This window comes from Pseudomonas asiatica (assembly GCF_040214835.1).
GTDB lineage: Bacteria > Pseudomonadota > Gammaproteobacteria > Pseudomonadales > Pseudomonadaceae > Aquipseudomonas > Aquipseudomonas putida_Z.
The window spans coordinates 440606-458011 of record NZ_CP157874.1; the positions used below are offsets into that span (position 1 = coordinate 440606).

Sequence of the window (17406 nt, forward strand, 5' to 3'; positions counted from 1 at the left end):
CAGTAAGTGGCCGGATTATAACGAGGGTTTCGCACCTGTGCCATCTGAAAGATCCGATAGTGCTATGCGAAGAAACGTCGCCGCGAAGTCGTCCGGGGGCAGGGGCAGGCTGACGATGTAGCCCTGGATCTGCTCACAGCCTTCAGCCGCCAGGAAGCGTTGCTGGGCCTGGTTTTCCACACCCTCGGCAATGATGGTCAGCTGCATGCTGCGGCCCAGGGCGATGATCGCGCGGGCGATGGCAGCGTCATGAGGGTCGTCGGGCAGCCCGCGGATGAAAGATTTGTCGATCTTGAGGATGTCCAGCGGCAGGCGCTTGAGGTAGCTCAGCGATGAATAACCGGTGCCGAAGTCGTCGATGGCCAGCTGCACGCCCAGCTTCTTCAGCTGGTACAGCACGGCCAGGGCTTCCTCTGCCTGGCTCATGATGAAGTTTTCGGTGATTTCCAGCTGCAGGTCGCCAGCCTTGAGCTGGTAGTGCTTCAGCAACTGTTCGATGCGCCGGGCAAGGTGGGGGTGGCGTAGCTGGGCGCCGGCGAGGTTGATCGACAGCGGGCCGAAGGGGTCGTAGTGCATCTTCCAGGCCTGCATCTGCCGGCAGGCCTGTTCCAGCACCCAGTCGCCGATCTGGAGGATGGTGCCGTTCTCTTCCGCCAGGTGGATGAAGTGCTCTGGCGGCACTTCACCAAAGGTCGGGTGGCTCCAGCGGATCAGCGCTTCGGCGCCGACCAGGCTCTGGGTCTTGAGGCTGAGCTTGGGCTGGAAGCACAGGCTCAGTTCGTTGCGCTCGATGGCGCGGCGTAGTTCGTGCTCCAGGGCGATGCGTTCGCTGGCCTGGGCGGTGAGGTCGAGGGTGTAGGCTTCGACGCGGTTGCGGCCCTTGGCCTTGGAGCGGTACATGGCTGCGTCGGCGTTGCGAATCAGTGTGGCAACGTCGGTGCCGTCCTGTGGATAAAGGCTGATGCCGATGCTGGCGCTGGTGAAGAACTCGTGCTCGCCGGCCTGGAACGGCGCGTTGAAGCAGGCCAGCAGCTTGTTGGCGATGGCGCTGGCGTCACTGGGTTTGTGCAAGCCGGGCAGCAGGATGATGAACTCGTCGCCGCCCAGGCGGGCCACGGTGTCGACATCACGCACCTGCTCCTTCAGGCGTTGGGCGATGCCCTTGAGCAGCAGGTCGCCGACCGGGTGGCCGAGGCTGTCGTTGATGTGCTTGAAACGGTCGAGGTCGAGGAACAGCACCGCGCCCTTGCGGTTGGACACTTGCGAGCAGGTGAGCGCGGCCTGCAGGCGGTTCTCGAACAGGGCACGATTGGGCAGGCCGGTCAGCGGGTCGTGGTGGGCCTGGTAGTCGAGCTTGGCCTGGGCATGCTTGAGGCTGGAGATGTCGGCGAACACGGCGACGAAGTGGGTGATCTCGCGTTCTCTGTTGCGCACGGCGCTGATGGTCAGCCAGCCGGGGTACAGCTCGCCGTTCTTGCGCTTGTTGTAGATCTCGCCTTGCCAGTGGCCTTCGTCGGTCAGCTGGTGCCACATGGCGACATAGAACGCGCTGTCGTGCTGGCCGGAGGCAAGCAGGCGCGGGGTCTGGCCGAGGGCTTCGATCTCGCTGTAGCCGGTGATTTCGCTGAAGGCGCGGTTGACGGCACTGATGCGCTGGTCGATGTCGGTGATCAGCACGCCTTCGGCGGTGTTCTCGAACACGGTGGCGGCCAGCTGCAGCTTTTCCTGCATCAGGTGGCGCTCGGTGATGTCGCGGGCGATGGTCAGCATGCAGTCGTCGCCAGCAATCGGCAGCGGCCGTGCAGAGAGCTCGCAGAGGCGAATCTGCCCATCACTGCGGCGCAGGTGGCACGTGAAGTCGCGTACGAAACCGTCGCGGTTGAGCTGTTCGACCAGGCGCTTGCGCTCGTTGAGGTCGACCCAGATGCCCAGGTCCAGCGAGGTCTGGTCGAGCGTCGGGCTGAGGTCATAGCCGGTGAGGCGGCAGAAGCCCTCGTTCACTTCAAGCAGCAAGCCGTCGCTCTGGCGCGACAGCAGCAGGCCATCGGGCGAGGCATGGAAGGCCTTGGCGAATTTCTCTTCTGAGATTTGCAGCTGCTCCTGGGTTTCCTTGAGCTGGCTGATATCGCGTACCGCTACCACCAGCGCGAGGTTGCCGTCGAGCTCGAAGGTTTCGGCCGAGGTCAGGCCGGTGAACAGTTGGCCGTTGCTACGGCGGAAGCTCATTTCCAGGTTGCGGATACCGCCCCGGTGCAGGCGTTCAAGCAGCCGCGGGCCGGTGCCTTCGACGCCCCACAGGTTGAGCTCGGTGGCGGTGCGGCCGATTACCTGGCCCGGGGTGAGGCCGATCTGCTCTTCGAAGGCTTCGTTCACCTCCAGCAGACAGCCGTCGCTGTGGCGGGCGATCAGCAGGATGTCGGGGCACTGCTGGAACACCGAGGCGAACTTCTGCTCGGACAGGCGCAGGGCGTCCTCGGTGCGCTTGGTCTCGCTGATGTCGATCATCAGGCCACGCATCACCGGCTGGTGGCCATGCTCGATCATGCTGACGATGTTGCGTACCCACAATGGCTGGCCATCGGCCCGGATTACCCGGTAGTCGAGGCTGTGGTCGCGCCCGGCGGCGGTTTCGCTGTCGCAGTAGGCCTGGGCCCAGAGGGCATCCTCCGGGTGCAGGATGCTGCGCCAGAAGCCGGGCTTGAGCCAGTCGGCCAATGGGTAGCCGAGCAGGCCTTCGGCGTGGGGTGAGACGTAGCTGTAGGTGAAGTCGTTGGCGTCGGCCTCCCAGGCGATGGCGGACAGGCTCTCGACCAGGCTGCGATAGTGGTACTCGCTGCTGCGCAGTTCCTGTTCCAGGGCGATGCGTCGGGAAATTTCCGAACTGAGCCGGCGGTTGATACGGATGACCACTGCCAGCACGGCCATCAATACCAGCACCGCCGGCAGGCCGTATACCAGCAGGTCCGACCAGAACATCCGTTGGTCGACCACATTGCCTACCCAGCGTTGCTGGATCTGGCTGACTTCAGCGCTGCTCATGTCGGCCATCACTTTGTCGAGAATGCCGACCAGCACCTTCTTGTCGCGCGGGGCGGCCATGGCCAACTGGTAGCGGTAGGGCGTTTCACCGCTGACGTAGAGACCATCGAGCTTGAGCTGGCGCAGGCTCCAGATGCTTGACGCGAGGTCACCGACCACCGCGTCCACTTCGTCGGTGGCCAGGGCCTGCAGGGTGGAGCTGACGTTGGGCAGGGCCACCAGGTTGAGGTCCGGGTGGTGGGTGCGCAGCAGTTCGTGCGGGGCGTAGTTTTCGACCACGGCAATCTTCAGACCGTACAGGTCGTCCAGGTTGCGCGGCTGTGCGCCGCCTTTGTGGGCGAGGATGACGATCGGGAAGTCGAGGTACGGCCGGGTGAAGGCCAGGTAGCCTTGGCGTTCGGGGGTGGACATGATGCCGGGCAGCAGGTCGATGCGGCTTTCGCGTGCTTGCGCCAGTACCTCGGTCCAGCTGCTGGGTTCGACCGGTTTGAGCGTCACACCCAGGCGTTGCTGGATCGTGGCGATGTAATCGGCGGCCAATCCCTGGTATCGGCCCTCCTGGTCGCGAAACTCGAACGGTGGCCAAGAGGCGTCTACACCCAGGCTCAGCTGCGGGTGGGCAGCCAACCAGGCTTTCTCCTCGTCTGTCAGGGTCAGGGCGCCGGCCGCTGTGTTCCACAAAATCAGGAGCAGCAACAGGATGGCCGGCATCAGCGGCATAGCGGCCTCACATTCAAGTGGTATGAAGTCGAGTGTAGACGGGCATTGCTGCAGGTGTGCGGTGGAAGGGCGGGCTTTGTGTTCGGAAGGGGGGTAATGAGGAAATGGGGCTGCTGCGCAGCCCATCGCCGGCAAGCCGGCTCCCACAGGGATCGCGCAGGGCCGGAAAAGAAAAACCCCGGCCTGGGCCGGGGTTTGTCATCACTCGTCGAGGAAGGAGCGCAGATGCTCGCTGCGAGTCGGGTGGCGCAGTTTGCGCAACGCCTTCGCTTCGATCTGACGGATCCGCTCGCGGGTCACGTCGAACTGCTTGCCCACCTCTTCGAGGGTGTGGTCGGTGTTCATGTCGATACCGAAACGCATGCGCAGCACCTTGGCTTCGCGTGCGGTCAGGCCCGAGAGCACGTCACGGGTGGCTTCCTTGAGGCTTTCGACCGTGGCCACGTCGATCGGGGACTGCATGGTCGAGTCCTCGATGAAGTCGCCCAGGTGCGAATCTTCGTCGTCACCGATCGGGGTTTCCATGGAGATCGGCTCTTTGGCGATCTTCAGTACCTTGCGGATCTTGTCCTCAGGCATTTCCATGCGCTCGCCCAGCTCTTCCGGGGTCGGTTCGCGACCCATTTCCTGCAGCATCTGGCGGGAAATACGGTTGAGCTTGTTGATCGTCTCGATCATGTGCACCGGAATACGGATGGTGCGCGCCTGGTCGGCGATCGAACGGGTGATCGCCTGGCGGATCCACCAGGTGGCGTAGGTCGAGAACTTGTAGCCGCGACGGTATTCGAACTTGTCCACCGCTTTCATCAAGCCGATGTTGCCTTCCTGGATCAGGTCGAGGAACTGCAGGCCACGGTTGGTGTACTTCTTGGCGATGGAGATCACCAGACGCAGGTTCGCCTCGACCATTTCTTTCTTGGCGCGGCGGGCTTTGGCTTCACCGATCGACATGCGACGGTTGATTTCCTTGATCTCGGCAACGGTCAGGCCGGTTTCGGTCTCAAGGTCGATCAGCTTCTGCTGGCAAGCGACGATGGCAGCGTCCTTTTCACCCAGGGCGGCAGCCCACTTGGTGTTGCGCTTGGCCAGGTCACCGCTCCAGGTCTGGTCGGTTTCGTTGCTCGGGAACATGCGCAGGAAGTCGGCACGCGGCATGCGGGCGTCACGCACGCACAGCTGCATGATGGCGCGTTCCTGCTGGCGCAGGCGGTTCAGGGCGTCACGAACACGCTCTACCAGTACCTCGAACTGCTTCGGTACCAGCTTGATCGGCATGAACAGGTCGGCCAGGGCCTGCAGGGCGTCGATGCTTTCCTTGTGGGCGCGACCGTTCTTCTTCAGGACCTTGTTGGTGGCCTGAAGCTGGTCGTTGACCGCACCGAAACGCTGGCGAGCGACTTCCGGGTCCGGGCCGCTCTCGGCCTCTTCCTCGTCGTCACCGCTTTCGGATTCTTCCTCGTCGTCGTCGGACTCTTCCTTCGCGGCAGCGGCCTTGGTGCCCGGGATCGGCACTTCTTCGGTCGGCGCGGCGATATTGTCATCAGGGTCGATGTAACCGCTGAGAACGTCGGACAGACGGCCACCTTCGGTGGTGACACGGTCATATTCGCCGAGAATGTAGTCGACAGTGCCCGGGAAGTGGGCGATGGCGCCCATGACTTCACGGATGCCTTCCTCGATACGCTTGGCGATTTCGATCTCGCCTTCGCGGGTCAGCAGCTCGACGGTACCCATTTCGCGCATGTACATGCGCACCGGGTCGGTCGTGCGGCCGATATCGGTTTCAACTGCCGCCAACGCAGCAGCGGCTTCTTCGGCCGCGGCTTCGTCGGTGTCGGCTTCCGCCAACAGAAGGGCATCCGCATCCGGAGCACTCTCGAATACGTTGATCCCCATGTCGTTGATCATGCGGATGATGTCTTCCACCTGTTCCGGATCTGAAATATCCTCAGGCAGGTGGTCGTTGACCTCCGCGTAAGTCAGGTAGCCCTGCTCACGACCGCGGGTGATCAACTCTTTGATACGAGACTGCTGTTGCGCTTTTCCGGACATAACACCCTATCCACTGAAGGTCTTGGCGGGCAAAAAACAAGCCGAGGATTATACCCGAGCATGGGCCTCACGCGCCAGATGAGGTCGGCGTTTGTGCGGGAACATTCCGGCTCAGCAGGGCGAGGAGCTGGGTTTTTTCCTCGCTGGTCAATTCGCTTTGACGTGATTTCCTGAGCAGTTGTTCCAGGCTGCGCTCGCGTTGGCGGGCGGACAAGCTAGTTATAGTGTCGAAAAACTGTTGTTCAAGGTTGTCGGCCACGATCAGCCATTCCTTTTCCGCCAGAGCCCGCAGCAGGCGCCCCTGTTCGGTGCCGTGCCAACGTGCGATCAACTGCATTGAGCTTAGCCCAGGATTTTTCTGCGCGGCTTCGATCAGTGCCACCAGAAGCTGGCTGTACAGGTGTTCTTCGTCGGCGAAGTGGCTGGCATCCTCCACCTTGCCGGCCAGCAGCGGGTGGTGCAGCAGGGTTCGCAGGGCGGCCAGGGTGGGCGGCTCGACCGGGGCCGGTACGCGTGGTGGCGCTTCGTCACGTTGCTGCCATGGCTTGCCACCCTTACGGTTCTTGTCCCAGGGTTTGTCGCTCCACTGCTTCTTGCCAGCGCCCTTGTTCGGCTTCCACTCCTGTTCCTGATGAACGGGGGTGAAGTCGTGCTGCGGCATGTCGCCGTAGTCGGGGGTGTAGCTGGCCATGGCGTCGTAGTCGTAGCCAGGGTCGTAGTCCGGCACGCTGCTGGCGGCCGGGGCGTGTTGCGCCAGTTGTTCGACCTGCTGCGGGTCGAGGCCGGTGATTTCCTTCAGGCGGTTGCGCATCAGCTGGCGCAGGTTGGCGCCGGGGATCTTTTCGATCAGCGGTGCGGCCAGGGTCGCCATGTGCGCCTTGCCTTCCAGCGAGCGCGGGTCGGCTTCGACGCCTAGTTGCTCGAAGAAGTAATCGGCCAGCGGCTGGGCGTGCTGGTTGATGCGGGCCATGAAGGCATCGGTGCCTTCGGCGCGCACCAGGCTGTCCGGGTCTTCGCCTTCGGGCAGGAACAGGAAGCGCGCGCGGCGGCCGTCCTGCAGGTTCGACAGGGTCGACTCCAGGGCGCGCCAGGCGGCCTTGCGCCCGGCCTGGTCACCGTCGAAGCAGAACAGCACGCTGGGTACCACGCGGAACAGGCGCTTGAGGTGCTCTTCGCTGGTGGCGGTACCGAGGGTGGCCACGGCGTTGCGCAGGCCCTGCTGGGCCAGGGCAATCACGTCCATGTAGCCCTCGACGACGATGATTTCGTCGAGGTTGCGGTTGTGCTTGCGTGCCTCGTACAGGCCGTAGAGTTCCTGGCCCTTGTGGAACACCGGGGTTTCCGGGGAGTTCAGGTACTTGGGTTTGTCGTCGCCGAGCACCCGGCCACCGAAGGCGATGATGCGCCCGCGGCTGTCGCGGATCGGGAACATCACCCGGTCGCGGAAGCGGTCATAGCGCTTGCCGCTTTCGGCGTTCTCGATCAGCAGGCCGGCATCGATCATCACCTTCTGCTGCAGAGTGTCGGCACCCAGGTGCTTGAGCAGGTTGTCCCAGCCTGGCGGGGCGAAGCCCAGGCCGAAGTCGCGGGCGATTTCCCCGGACAGGCCGCGGCCCTTGAGGTAATCCACCGCCGCCTTGCGGGTCGGGTGGCTGCGCAGGGCCTGGCGGTAGAACTCCGAGGCGGCGTCCAGCAGCGGGTACAGCGGCGAATCGGTTGGCTGGCGCGGCTTGTGGTCGCGGCGGCCTTGCTCGCGGGGCACTTCCATGCCGGCGGCGCGGGCCAGCTCCTCGACGGCCTGGGGGAAGTCCAGGTTGTCGTGGTCCATGACGAAGCCCAGGGCGTTGCCGCCGGCACCGCAGCCGAAGCAGTAGTAGAACTGCTTGTCGGGGCTGACCGTGAAGGAAGGGGTCTTTTCCTTGTGGAACGGGCAGCAGGCGGAGTAGTTCTTGCCGGTTTTTTTCAGCTGGACGCGCGAACTCACCACGTCGACGATGTCGAGGCGGTTGATAAGGTCGTCGATGAAACTCTGGGGAATCAGCCCGGCCATGGCAGTCTCGTCATCTGGCAGCTGGCAAGTCTAACCGCTCACGCGCCGAATGGGGCGAGTGCCGCTTGGGAAAGTGCGAGGGAATGTGTGCTCGTCGCCGGCCCCTGAGGGCCCGTCAGTCGGACGTGCACGTCTGGTCATACAACAAGGAGGACCAGCTCTGACGTTTCAGGCAGGTTGCCCATGTGCAGTTCGCATGAAGCTTGTGCAGGGCCTTGAGCTAGCTGCTCAAGTTTGAAACGACCACTGCCATCGCCCGGCGGTTAGCCGGGCAGGGCAGAAGCTTTGCGTAGAACGTCTGTATTAGTACAGACGAACGGCACGGCGCTGTTCGCGCTGAACTTTCTTGGCGTGACGCTTAACAGCAGCAGCTGCTTTGCGCTTACGCTCGGCGGTCGGCTTCTCGTAAAACTCGCGGCTACGAACTTCAGCCAGTACACCGGCTTTTTCGCAGGAGCGCTTGAAACGACGCAGAGCTACGTCGAAGGGTTCGTTCTCTTTAACTTTGACGGCTGGCATCCAGGGCTACCTTAATTCATTACCGGGGTAGACGTGCTCCTGGCAAAACAAAGGTGTGCTGGAGAACGTCGGTTTTCAAGGGTTGCGGATGTTAACCCTTAGCAAGCCGGAATGCAAAGCCTCTGATCGAAAACCGCTGGTCGGCATCCGACACGGGGACTATCATGCGCGGCTTCGAATTCAGCCCCCACAAGGGACGAACCCATGCTAGTACTGGGATTGGAAACATCCTGCGACGAAACTGGCGTCGCATTATACGACAGCGAACGCGGTTTGTTGGCCGACGCGCTGTTCAGCCAGATCGACCTGCACCGCGTGTTCGGCGGTGTGGTGCCAGAGCTTGCCTCGCGTGACCACGTCAAGCGCATGCTGCCACTCATCCGCCAGGTGCTGGATGAGGCCGGCTGCGTCGCCACCGAGATCGACGCCATCGCCTACACCGCGGGCCCTGGCCTGGTCGGTGCCCTGCTGGTGGGGGCCTCCTGCGCCCAGGCGCTGGCCTTTGCCTGGGACATTCCGGCGATTGGCGTACACCACATGGAAGGCCACTTGCTGGCACCCATGCTGGAAGAAAACCCGCCGGAGTTTCCGTTCGTCGCTTTGTTGGTTTCCGGTGGCCACACGCAGTTGGTGCGGGTCGATGGCATCGGCCAGTACGAGCTGCTGGGCGAGAGCCTGGACGACGCCGCCGGCGAAGCGTTCGACAAGACCGCCAAGCTGATCGGCCTGAACTACCCCGGTGGCCCGGAAATCGCCCGCCTGGCCGAGCGCGGCGTGCCTGGCCGCTTCGTGTTCCCGCGGCCGATGACCGACCGCCCGGGCCTGGAGTTCAGCTTCAGCGGCCTGAAAACCTTTGCCCTGAACACCTGGCAGCAGTGCCGCGATGCCGGCGACGACAGTGAGCAAACCCGTTGCGACCTGTCCCTGGCATTCCAGCAGGCGGTGGTGGAGACTTTGACCATCAAGTGCAAGCGGGCGTTGAAGCAGACTGGCCTCCAGCGCCTGGTCATTGCTGGTGGCGTCAGCGCCAACAAGGCCTTGCGAGCGTCCCTCGAGGACATGCTCGGCAGCATCAAGGGCAACGTTTACTACGCACGCCCGCAGTTCTGCACCGACAACGGCGCGATGATCGCCTATGCCGGCTGCCAGCGGTTGTTGGCCGGGCAAAAGCAGGACCTGGCAATCAGCGTGCAGGCACGTTGGCCGATGGAGCAGTTGCCGCCGGTTTAAGCGTTAGAAGTGCCGTTCGCGGCCTGCGAACAGGTCGCGCAGGTTGCTGCGGTGGCGCCATACGATCATCGCCGTCAGCACAGTGATCGGCAGCAGGGCCTCTGGCTCGCGCCAGGCCAGCAATGGCAAGGTCAGCGGTGTGGCGATCAGCGCCGCCAGCGAGCTGGTGCGGGTGAGGTAGAAGGTCAGCAGCCAGGCACCGATGGCCAGCAGCGCGGCCGGGAAGTACAGGGCCATGAGCATGCCGGCGGCGGTTGCCACGCCCTTGCCGCCCTGGAAGCGGAAGTACAGCGGGAACAGGTGGCCCAGCACTGCGCACACGCCAACCCAGGCCTGCGCGTGCAGGTCCAGCCCGGCACCGCGGGCGAGCAGTACCGGCAACAGGCCCTTGCACAGGTCGCCAAGCAGGGTCAGGATCGCCAGTTTGCGGCCTGCCAGGCGTAGCATGTTGGTGGCGCCGGCATTGCCTGAACCGCTGGAACGCGGGTCCGGGCTGCCCGTAAGGCGGCTGAGGACGATGGCGAAGGACAGCGAGCCGAGCAGGTAGGCGAGCAACGCCAGTAACCAAAACATGCTAACTATTCCGGGCGAGGACGCCCTGATTCTAACGGCGCCAGTCGCCCTTGTCGTGCTGTGGAGAGAAGTGCTTGGACAGAGTGTTCATCGAAGGCCTGGAAGTCGATACCGTCATCGGTGCCTATGACTGGGAGCGGGATATTCGCCAGTGCTTGCGCCTGGACCTGAGCTTTGCCTGGGACAACCGCCCGGCTGCGGCCGGTGACGACCTGAACCTGGCGCTGGACTATGCCAGTGTGTCGGCGCGCATCCAGGCGTTTGCCGAACAGGCCCGTTTCGAGTTGGTGGAAACCTTCGCCGAGCGCCTGGTGGCGACGTTGATGGAAGAGTTCCACATCCCGTGGGTGCGGTTGAAACTGACCAAGCCGGGTGCGGTGCCGGCGGCCCGTGGTGGTGTTGGCGTGGAGATCGAGCGCGGATGTCTCTGAGCACGGTTTACCTGGGCCTTGGCAGCAACATCGATCGCGAGGCGCACTTGTGCGCCGGGCTCGATGCGTTGGCGGGCATCCTGACCGACATGCGCTGTTCGCCGGCGTTCGAAAGCCAGGCGGTGGGGATCAAGAGCGGGCCATTCATCAACTTCGTGGTGACCGGGCAGACTGCGTTGCCGTTGATCGAACTGGACCGCCGGTTGAAGTTCATCGAGGCCGACAATGGCCGCTATGCCCCGGACCGCAAGGGCCTGCCGCTGGATATCGACGTGCTGATGTATGACGGCCTGCACGGCACGTTCGATGGGCTGGTGTTGCCTCGGGCCGAGATCCTGAAGAACGCCTTTGTGTTGTGGCCGCTGTCGCTGCTGGCGCCGGAGCTGGTGCATCCGGGGGTAGGCAAGACAATGGCGCAGTTGTGGCAGGAGGCGCGGATTGATCAGGTGTTGGCCCCGGTTGCCTTTGAGTGGCGTGGGTTGCAGCTGACTCCCGCGTAAGCCTGTACCGGCCCTTTCGCGGCTAAAGCCGCTCCCACAGGTACAGCGACAACCTCGAGAGCAACGCCGTACCTGTGGGAGCGGCTTTAGCCGCGAAAGGGCCGGTATGTTCAGCCGAGCTTGTAAGCCTCGAGCGCTCTCAGCCGTTCACCTTTGAGCGCTTCCCCCAAGGCCTGGCCAGTCAGCCCAGCCTGCACCAACGGCTTGACATCCACTGCCCGCGCCGCCGCCGCTGCCCCTCGCAGGTAGTCGGCCTGTGGATAACCCGCTTTGCCCTCGCCCAGCGCTGTCATCTCGCAAGCGATCAGGAAGTCTTCGAACCGCTGTGGCCGCCGGTACACATCGAACTTCTGCAACAGCTCCAGCAGTGCCGTGGCAGGCAGTTCCAGCGCCTGGTTGCCCAGTTTCAGGCACTCACCCGTCAGCAATGCCAACTCCTGGCACTCTCGCGGCGCCTTCAGGCGCTGGTTGATGACTTTGATCGCGGCCGGTGTCAGCGACTGCAGCAGGCAGGCCCAGCGTACATGCAGGGGCCGTTCGTGCATTGCCGCCTGTTCCAGCGCCGCCAGGGCCTCGGGAGCGTCATCAAGCTCTGGCAGCAGCTCCCGCAGGGCTCCACAAGCATGCAGCACCTGGAAGAACACCTGCGGCTGCGCCTCCATCAGTGCCCGCTCGATTTCCTTCCAGCTGCGCTCGGCGGTCAGTGCCTGCAGTTCGCCCGAGGCACTGATCTGGCGCATCAGCTCAAGCGTCTCATCGGCAACCCGGAAACCCAGCGGCGCATATCGGGCAGCAAAGCGCGCAACACGCAGCACGCGCAAAGGATCTTCGGCGAATGCCGGGGAAACATGGCGTAAAAGGCGCTGATCGAGATCGCTCTGGCCGTGATAGGGGTCGTACACCGTACCCGTCTCGTCCTCGGCCATTGCATTGATGGTCAGGTCACGGCGGATCAGGTCTTCTTCCAAGGTCACATCGGGGCTGGCGTGGAAGGTGAAGCCGCCGTAGCCGCGCCCGCTCTTGCGCTCGGTGCGCGCCAGGGCATATTCCTCGCCGGTTTTCGGGTGCAGGAACACCGGGAAATCAGCGCCGACCGGACGAAAGCCCTTGGCGTGCATTTCCTCGACCGTGGCGCCGACCACCAGCCAGTCGATATCGCTGACAGGGCGGCCGAGCAGGCGGTCGCGCACGGCGCCGCCGACTTTGTAGATGTGCATGTGCAGCTCTCCATAACTGCCGACAGGATACCCTGTCGGCACTCATGGCGTGGCACTAGAGGTGGTGGATGACAGCCAGGTCCATGCGGCCGTAGTCGGCACTTTCGCCGTGCTCGCCGCGTGGTGGCATGTGGTGGGTCTTCATCACCTGCTCGCCCTGGACGGTCTCCAGGTGGATGTCGAAGCCCCACAGGCGGTGCAGGTGCTTGAGCACTTCATCGGTAGAATCGCCCAGCGGTTTGCGGTTGTGCTGCTGGTGACGCAAGGTCAGCGAGCGGTCGCCGCGGCGGTCGACGCTCCAGATCTGCACGTTCGGTTCGCGGTTGCCCAGGTTGTACTGCGCCGCCAGCAGTTCGCGAATGGTCCGGTAGCCGGCCTCGTCGTGGATGGCAGGTACATACAGGTCGTCGCGCTGGTCGTCATCGAGGATGCTGAACAGCTTCAGATCGCGCATGACCTTCGGCGACAGGTACTGCAGGATGAAGCTCTCGTCCTTGAAGCTGCTCATGGCGAACTTGATGGTAGAAAGCCAGTCACTGCCGGCAATGTCGGGGAACCAGCGGCGATCTTCTTCAGTCGGGTTTTCGCACATGCGGCGGATGTCGGTGTACATCGCAAAGCCCAGTGCGTAGGGGTTGATGCCGTTGTAGTAGGGGCTGTCGAAGCCGGGCTGGAACACCACGCTGGTGTGCGACTGCAGGAACTCCATCATGAAGCCTTCGGTGATCAGCCCCTCATCGTACAGGTCGTTCATCAGCGTGTAGTGCCAGAACGTCGCCCAGCCTTCGTTCATCACCTGGGTCTGGCGCTGCGGGTAGAAATACTGGGCGATCTTGCGCACGATGCGCACCACTTCACGTTGCCAGGGCTCCAGCAGCGGGGCGTTCTTCTCGATGAAATACAGGATGTTTTCCTGCGGTTCGGCGGGGAAGCGTGCATCATCGCGCTCGTTACCCTTGTCGGCACTCTTCGGAATGGTGCGCCACAGGTCATTGATCTGCCGCTGCAGGTGCTCCTCGCGCTCCTTCTGGCGCCGCCGCTCCTCTTCGGCGGAAATCGGATAAGGCCGCTTGTAACGGTCGACGCCGTAGTTCATCAGGGCGTGGCAGGAGTCGATCAGGTCTTCCACGGCATCGATGCCATGGCGCTCTTCGCACTGGGCGATGTACTGCTTGGCGAACACCAGGTAGTCGATGATCGAGCTGGCGTCGGTCCAGGTGCGGAACAGGTAGTTGCCCTTGAAGAAACTGTTATGGCCGTAGCAGGCATGGGCGATAACCAGTGCCTGCATGCACATGGTGTTTTCTTCCATCAGATAGGCGATGCACGGGTCGGAGTTGATCACGATCTCGTAGGCCAGGCCCATCTGGCCACGGCTGTAGGACTTCTCCGTGCTGAGGAACTGCTTGCCGTAGGACCAGTGGTGATAACCCAGCGGCATGCCGACCGAGGCGTAGGCGTCCATCATCTGCTCGGCGGTAATCACCTCGATCTGGTTGGGGTAGGTGTCCAGGGCGTAACGCTCGGCCAGACGGCTGATTTCCCGGTCGTAGGTCTGGATCAGTTCGAACGTCCACTCGGACCCGGTGGAAATAGGTTGGCGTCTCTGTGCTCTGGCGGTCATGTGGCTAACCTGCGCTGGAAGAGTTCACGGAAGACCGGGTAGATATCGCCGGCCGATACCAACTGCTGCTGGGCGAACGTGTCGGGGAAGGCTTCGCCGATGCGCTCGTATTCGTACCACAGCGCCTGGTGTTCACGCGGGGTGATTTCAACGTAAGTGTAGTACTGCACATGCGGCATGATCTGCTTGGCCAGGATGTCGCGGCAGATCGGCGAGTCGTCGTTCCAGTTGTCGCCGTCGGAAGCCTGGGCGGCGTAGATGTTCCAGTCGCTGGCCGGGTAGCGTTCGGCCATGACCTCCTGCATCAGCTTCAGCGCGCTGGAAACGATGGTGCCGCCGGTTTCCCGCGAATAGAAGAATTCTTCCTCGTCGACTTCACGGGCGCTGGTGTGGTGGCGGATGAACACCACTTCGATGCGGTCGTAGTTACGCTTGAGGAACAGGTACAGCAGGATGAAGAAGCGCTTGGCGATGTCCTTGGTGGCCTGGGTCATCGAGCCGGACACGTCCATCAGGCAGAACATCACCGCCTTGGAGCTGGGGTTGGGCTGCTTGACCAGCAGGTTGTACTTGAGGTCGAAGGTGTCGAGGAAGGGCAGGCGGTTGATGCGTGCCTTCAGGCGTTCGATCTCGTGTTCGACTTCCTGGATATCGGTGAAGTTGTCGGGTTCCTCGACCTTCAGGCGGGCGAGTTCCTTCTGCGCTTCGCGCAGCAGTGCGCGGCTGCTGCCGGTCAGGGCGATGCGCCGGGCATGGGCCGAACGCAGGGTGCGCACGATGTTGATGCGTGACGGGTTGCCTTCGTTGGCGATACCGGCGCGCACGGTCTTGAAGGTGTCGGCCCCGGTCAGGTGACGTTTGACCAGGTTGGGCAGTTCGAGGTCCTCGAACATGAACTCGAGGAATTCTTCCTGGGTGATCTGGAAGACGAAGTCGTCCATGCCTTCGCCGGAGTTGCCGGCCTTGCCTCGGCCGCTGCCACCGCCACCGCCTTGTGGCCTGGGGATGTGTTCACCGGCGGTGAATTCCTTGTTGCCTGGGTGCACGATGGTCTGCTTGCCCCCGCGACCATGGTGCAGCACCGGTTCGTCGATGTCGCGCCCCGGGATGCTGATCTGCTCGCCATGTTCCATGTCCATGATGGAACGGCGGCTTACCGCCTCTTCGACGGCTTTCTTGATGTGTTCGCGGTACCGCCGCAGGAAGCGCTGGCGGTTCACCGTGCTCTTGTTCTTGCCGTTCAGGCGTCGATCTATAACGTAGCTCATGGTCCCTCCGGTAGCTGGGAACAGCTGCACGCTTCAAGCTACGAGCTGCTGCACGTAAAGGCAGCAAAGCAGCTGCCGCCGCCCAGGGCTGGCATAGCAGCCCTGGGCGCGCGGTGGGTAGCTTGTCGCTTTATTGCGATTTCCTGACCCGCAGGTACCATTCCGACAGCAGACGAACCTGTTTGTCGGTGTAGCCACGCTCCACCATGCGTGTGACGAAGTCGTTGTGTTTCTGTTGGTCCTCCTTGCTTGCCTTGGCGTTGAAGCTGATGACCGGCAGCAGGTCCTCGGTGTTGGAGAACATTTTCTTCTCGATCACCACCCGCAGCTTTTCGTAGCTCAGCCAGCTCGGGTTCTTGCCGTTGTTGTTGGCCCGGGCACGCAGCACGAAGTTGACGATTTCGTTGCGGAAATCTTTCGGGTTGCTGATGCCGGCCGGCTTCTCGATCTTCTCCAGTTCTTCGTTGAGGGCGATACGGTTGAGGATTTCGCCGGTTTCCGGGTCGCGGTATTCCTGGTCCTGGATCCAGAAGTCTGCGTACAGCACGTAGCGGTCGAAGATGTTCTGGCCGTATTCGCTGTAGGATTCCAGATAGGCGGTCTGGATTTCCTTGCCGATGAACTCGATGTAGCGCGGGGCCAGGTACTCCTTCAGGTAGCGCAGGTAGCGTTCGCGCACCTCGGCCGGGAACTGTTCCTGCTCGATCTGCTGCTCCAGCACATACAGCAGGTGCACCGGGTTGGCAGCCACTTCATGCGGGTCGAAGTTGAACACCTTGGACAGGATCTTGAAGGCGAAGCGGGTCGACAGGCCGTTCATGCCTTCGTCGACGCCGGCGGCATCGCGGTACTCCTGGATCGACTTGGCCTTCGGATCGGTGTCCTTGAGGTTTTCCCCATCGTACACCCGCATCTTCGAATAGATGTTGGAGTTTTCCGGCTCTTTCAGGCGCGATAGTACGGTGAACTGGGCGAGCATCTTCAGCGTGTCTGGCGCGCAGTGGGCCTTGGCCAGCGAACTGTTGATCAGCAGCTTGTCGTAGATCTTGATTTCGTCGCTGACGCGCAGGCAGTACGGCACCTTGACGATGTAGATCCGGTCGATGAACGCCTCGTTGTTCTTGTTGTTACGGAAGGTGTGCCATTCCGACTCGTTGGAGTGGGCCAGCAGAATCCCGGAGTAGGGGATGGCGCCGAGGCCTTCGGTACTGTTGTAGTTGCCTTCCTGGGTGGCGGTGAGCAACGGGTGCAGGACCTTGATCGGGGCCTTGAACATCTCGACGAATTCCATCAGGCCCTGGTTGGCCCGGCACAGCGCGCCCGAATAGGCATAGGCGTCGGCGTCGTTCTGCGGGAATTCCTCGAGCTTGCGGATATCCACCTTGCCGACCAGCGCCGAAATGTCCTGGTTGTTCTCGTCACCGGGTTCGGTCTTGGCGATGGCGATCTGGTTGAGGATCGACGGGTACAGCTTCACCACCTTGAACTTGCTGATGTCGCCGCCGAACTCCTGCAGGCGCTTGGTGGCCCAGGGCGACATGATGGTGTTCAGGTAGCGCCGCGGGATGCCGAACTCTTCCTCGAGGATGGCCCCGTCTTCGGTGGCGTTGAACAGGCCCAGGGGCGACTCGAATACCGGCGAGCCCTTGATGGCGTAGAACGGTACCTTTTCCATCAGCTGCTTGAGTTTTTCGGCCAGCGACGACTTACCGCCGCCCACCGGGCCCAGCAGATAGAGGATCTGTTTCTTTTCCTCCAGGCCTTGGGCGGCGTGGCGGAAGTAGGACACGATCTGGTCGATGCACTCTTCCATGCCATGGAAGTCGGCAAAGGCCGGATAGCGGCGGATAACCTTGTTGGAGAAGATTCGCGACAGTCTGGAGTTGGTTGAGGTGTCGATCAGCTCCGGCTCACCGATGGCCAGCAACAGCCGTTCGGCCGCCGATGCGTAGGCACTGCGATCCTCTTTGCACAGCTCGAGGTACTCCTGCAGCGAGAGTTCTTCCTGGCGCGTAGACTCGAAACGTTGTTGGAAGTGGCTAAAAATACTCATGACGTCACCTCGCTCGATACGTGGAGACGACGCCGGATCAGTCAGCTGATGCTGGCATGCAACCGGGGTTGCCGATTGCTGTATACCCCCCAGAACACCCTGTAACGCTACCGATGACCCGCACGCCGGT

At 62.5% G+C, this 17406-nt stretch carries 12 protein-coding genes; 3 read left to right on the forward strand and 9 right to left on the reverse strand.

Annotation, left to right across the window (positions count from 1 at the left end; translation table 11 throughout):
* Nucleotides 1–15: 15 nt before the first annotated feature.
* The 4 genes from ABNP31_RS01935 to rpsU form a co-directional block, all read right to left on the reverse strand.
* Nucleotides 16–3759, reverse strand: coding sequence for an EAL domain-containing protein (locus ABNP31_RS01935; RefSeq protein WP_238067184.1), 3744 nt, complete (start codon nucleotides 3757–3759; stop codon nucleotides 16–18).
* A 201-nt stretch (nucleotides 3760–3960) separates the two neighbouring features.
* Nucleotides 3961–5811 (reverse strand): RNA polymerase sigma factor RpoD, encoded by a 1851-nt coding sequence (gene rpoD / locus ABNP31_RS01940; RefSeq protein WP_025337450.1) that lies wholly within the window; start codon nucleotides 5809–5811, stop codon nucleotides 3961–3963.
* Between the two features lie 67 nt (nucleotides 5812–5878).
* Entirely contained in the window at nucleotides 5879–7861 is a 1983-nt protein-coding gene (dnaG, locus tag ABNP31_RS01945) for a DNA primase (protein WP_350012940.1), read from the reverse strand.
* 303 nt (nucleotides 7862–8164) lie between these two features.
* Nucleotides 8165–8380, reverse strand: a complete 216-nt coding sequence (rpsU, locus tag ABNP31_RS01950) for a 30S ribosomal protein S21 (RefSeq protein ID WP_003255575.1) — start codon at nucleotides 8378–8380, stop codon at nucleotides 8165–8167.
* Between the two features lie 204 nt (nucleotides 8381–8584).
* On the opposite strand from rpsU, the gene tsaD reads away from it, so the two are divergent.
* A complete protein-coding gene (gene tsaD, locus ABNP31_RS01955) occupies nucleotides 8585–9610 on the forward strand; it encodes a tRNA (adenosine(37)-N6)-threonylcarbamoyltransferase complex transferase subunit TsaD (protein WP_350012941.1) in 1026 nt (341 codons plus the stop codon).
* Nucleotides 9611–9613: 3 nt separating this feature from the next.
* On the opposite strand, the gene plsY is transcribed toward tsaD, so the two are convergent.
* On the reverse strand, nucleotides 9614–10183 hold the full coding sequence (gene plsY / locus ABNP31_RS01960) for a glycerol-3-phosphate 1-O-acyltransferase PlsY (RefSeq protein ID WP_013970581.1): 570 nt from the start codon (nucleotides 10181–10183) through the stop codon (nucleotides 9614–9616).
* A gap of 74 nt (nucleotides 10184–10257) precedes the next feature.
* Here plsY and folB point away from each other — a divergent pair, with 74 nt between their 5' ends.
* Both folB and folK read left to right on the forward strand, forming a co-directional pair.
* Complete coding sequence (gene folB / locus ABNP31_RS01965; protein WP_004375185.1) at nucleotides 10258–10614, forward strand: dihydroneopterin aldolase; 357 nt, start codon at nucleotides 10258–10260, stop codon at nucleotides 10612–10614.
* The gene (folK, locus tag ABNP31_RS01970) at nucleotides 10605–11114 is read left to right on the forward strand and encodes a 2-amino-4-hydroxy-6-hydroxymethyldihydropteridine diphosphokinase (protein WP_085664083.1); all 510 of its coding nucleotides are present in this window, start codon (nucleotides 10605–10607) and stop codon (nucleotides 11112–11114) included. The genes folB and folK overlap by 10 nt, the downstream gene beginning before the upstream one ends.
* A gap of 110 nt (nucleotides 11115–11224) precedes the next feature.
* Here the strand turns inward: folK and ABNP31_RS01975 are convergent, their stop codons facing one another.
* From ABNP31_RS01975 to ABNP31_RS01990, 4 genes are all read right to left on the reverse strand, one after another.
* Nucleotides 11225–12331 carry a multifunctional CCA addition/repair protein gene (locus tag ABNP31_RS01975; protein ID WP_238067185.1) on the reverse strand — a complete coding sequence of 369 codons (1107 nt, stop codon included), beginning with the start codon at nucleotides 12329–12331 and terminating at the stop codon, nucleotides 11225–11227.
* Nucleotides 12332–12386: 55 nt separating this feature from the next.
* On the reverse strand, nucleotides 12387–13955 hold the full coding sequence (locus tag ABNP31_RS01980; RefSeq protein WP_025337455.1) for a SpoVR family protein: 1569 nt from the start codon (nucleotides 13953–13955) through the stop codon (nucleotides 12387–12389).
* Complete coding sequence (locus tag ABNP31_RS01985) at nucleotides 13952–15223, reverse strand: YeaH/YhbH family protein (RefSeq protein ID WP_013970586.1); 1272 nt, start codon at nucleotides 15221–15223, stop codon at nucleotides 13952–13954. Before ABNP31_RS01985 ends, ABNP31_RS01980 begins: the two co-directional genes overlap by 4 nt.
* 130 nt (nucleotides 15224–15353) lie before the next feature.
* Nucleotides 15354–17276 (reverse strand): PrkA family serine protein kinase, encoded by a 1923-nt coding sequence (locus tag ABNP31_RS01990; RefSeq protein ID WP_015268718.1) that lies wholly within the window; start codon nucleotides 17274–17276, stop codon nucleotides 15354–15356.
* Between the last annotated feature and the right edge of the window lie 130 nt (nucleotides 17277–17406).

What these genes read in the sequence shown, in the direction of transcription:
- plsY (WP_013970581.1), bottom strand. Translation starts at nt 10,183, where the DNA reads ATGTTTTGGTTACTGGCGTTGCTCGCCTACCTGCTCGGCTCGCTGTCC.
- ABNP31_RS01990 (WP_015268718.1), bottom strand. Translation starts at nt 17,276, where the DNA reads ATGAGTATTTTTAGCCACTTCCAACAACGTTTCGAGTCTACGCGCCAG.
- rpsU (WP_003255575.1), bottom strand. Translation starts at nt 8,380, where the DNA reads ATGCCAGCCGTCAAAGTTAAAGAGAACGAACCCTTCGACGTAGCTCTG.
- rpoD (WP_025337450.1), bottom strand. Translation starts at nt 5,811, where the DNA reads ATGTCCGGAAAAGCGCAACAGCAGTCTCGTATCAAAGAGTTGATCACC.
- ABNP31_RS01980 (WP_025337455.1), bottom strand. Translation starts at nt 13,955, where the DNA reads ATGACCGCCAGAGCACAGAGACGCCAACCTATTTCCACCGGGTCCGAG.
- ABNP31_RS01975 (WP_238067185.1), bottom strand. Translation starts at nt 12,331, where the DNA reads ATGCACATCTACAAAGTCGGCGGCGCCGTGCGCGACCGCCTGCTCGGC.
- folK (WP_085664083.1), top strand. Translation starts at nt 10,605, where the DNA reads ATGTCTCTGAGCACGGTTTACCTGGGCCTTGGCAGCAACATCGATCGC.
- tsaD (WP_350012941.1), top strand. Translation starts at nt 8,585, where the DNA reads ATGCTAGTACTGGGATTGGAAACATCCTGCGACGAAACTGGCGTCGCA.
- dnaG (WP_350012940.1), bottom strand. Translation starts at nt 7,861, where the DNA reads ATGGCCGGGCTGATTCCCCAGAGTTTCATCGACGACCTTATCAACCGC.
- ABNP31_RS01985 (WP_013970586.1), bottom strand. Translation starts at nt 15,223, where the DNA reads ATGAGCTACGTTATAGATCGACGCCTGAACGGCAAGAACAAGAGCACG.
- ABNP31_RS01935 (WP_238067184.1), bottom strand. Translation starts at nt 3,759, where the DNA reads ATGCCGCTGATGCCGGCCATCCTGTTGCTGCTCCTGATTTTGTGGAAC.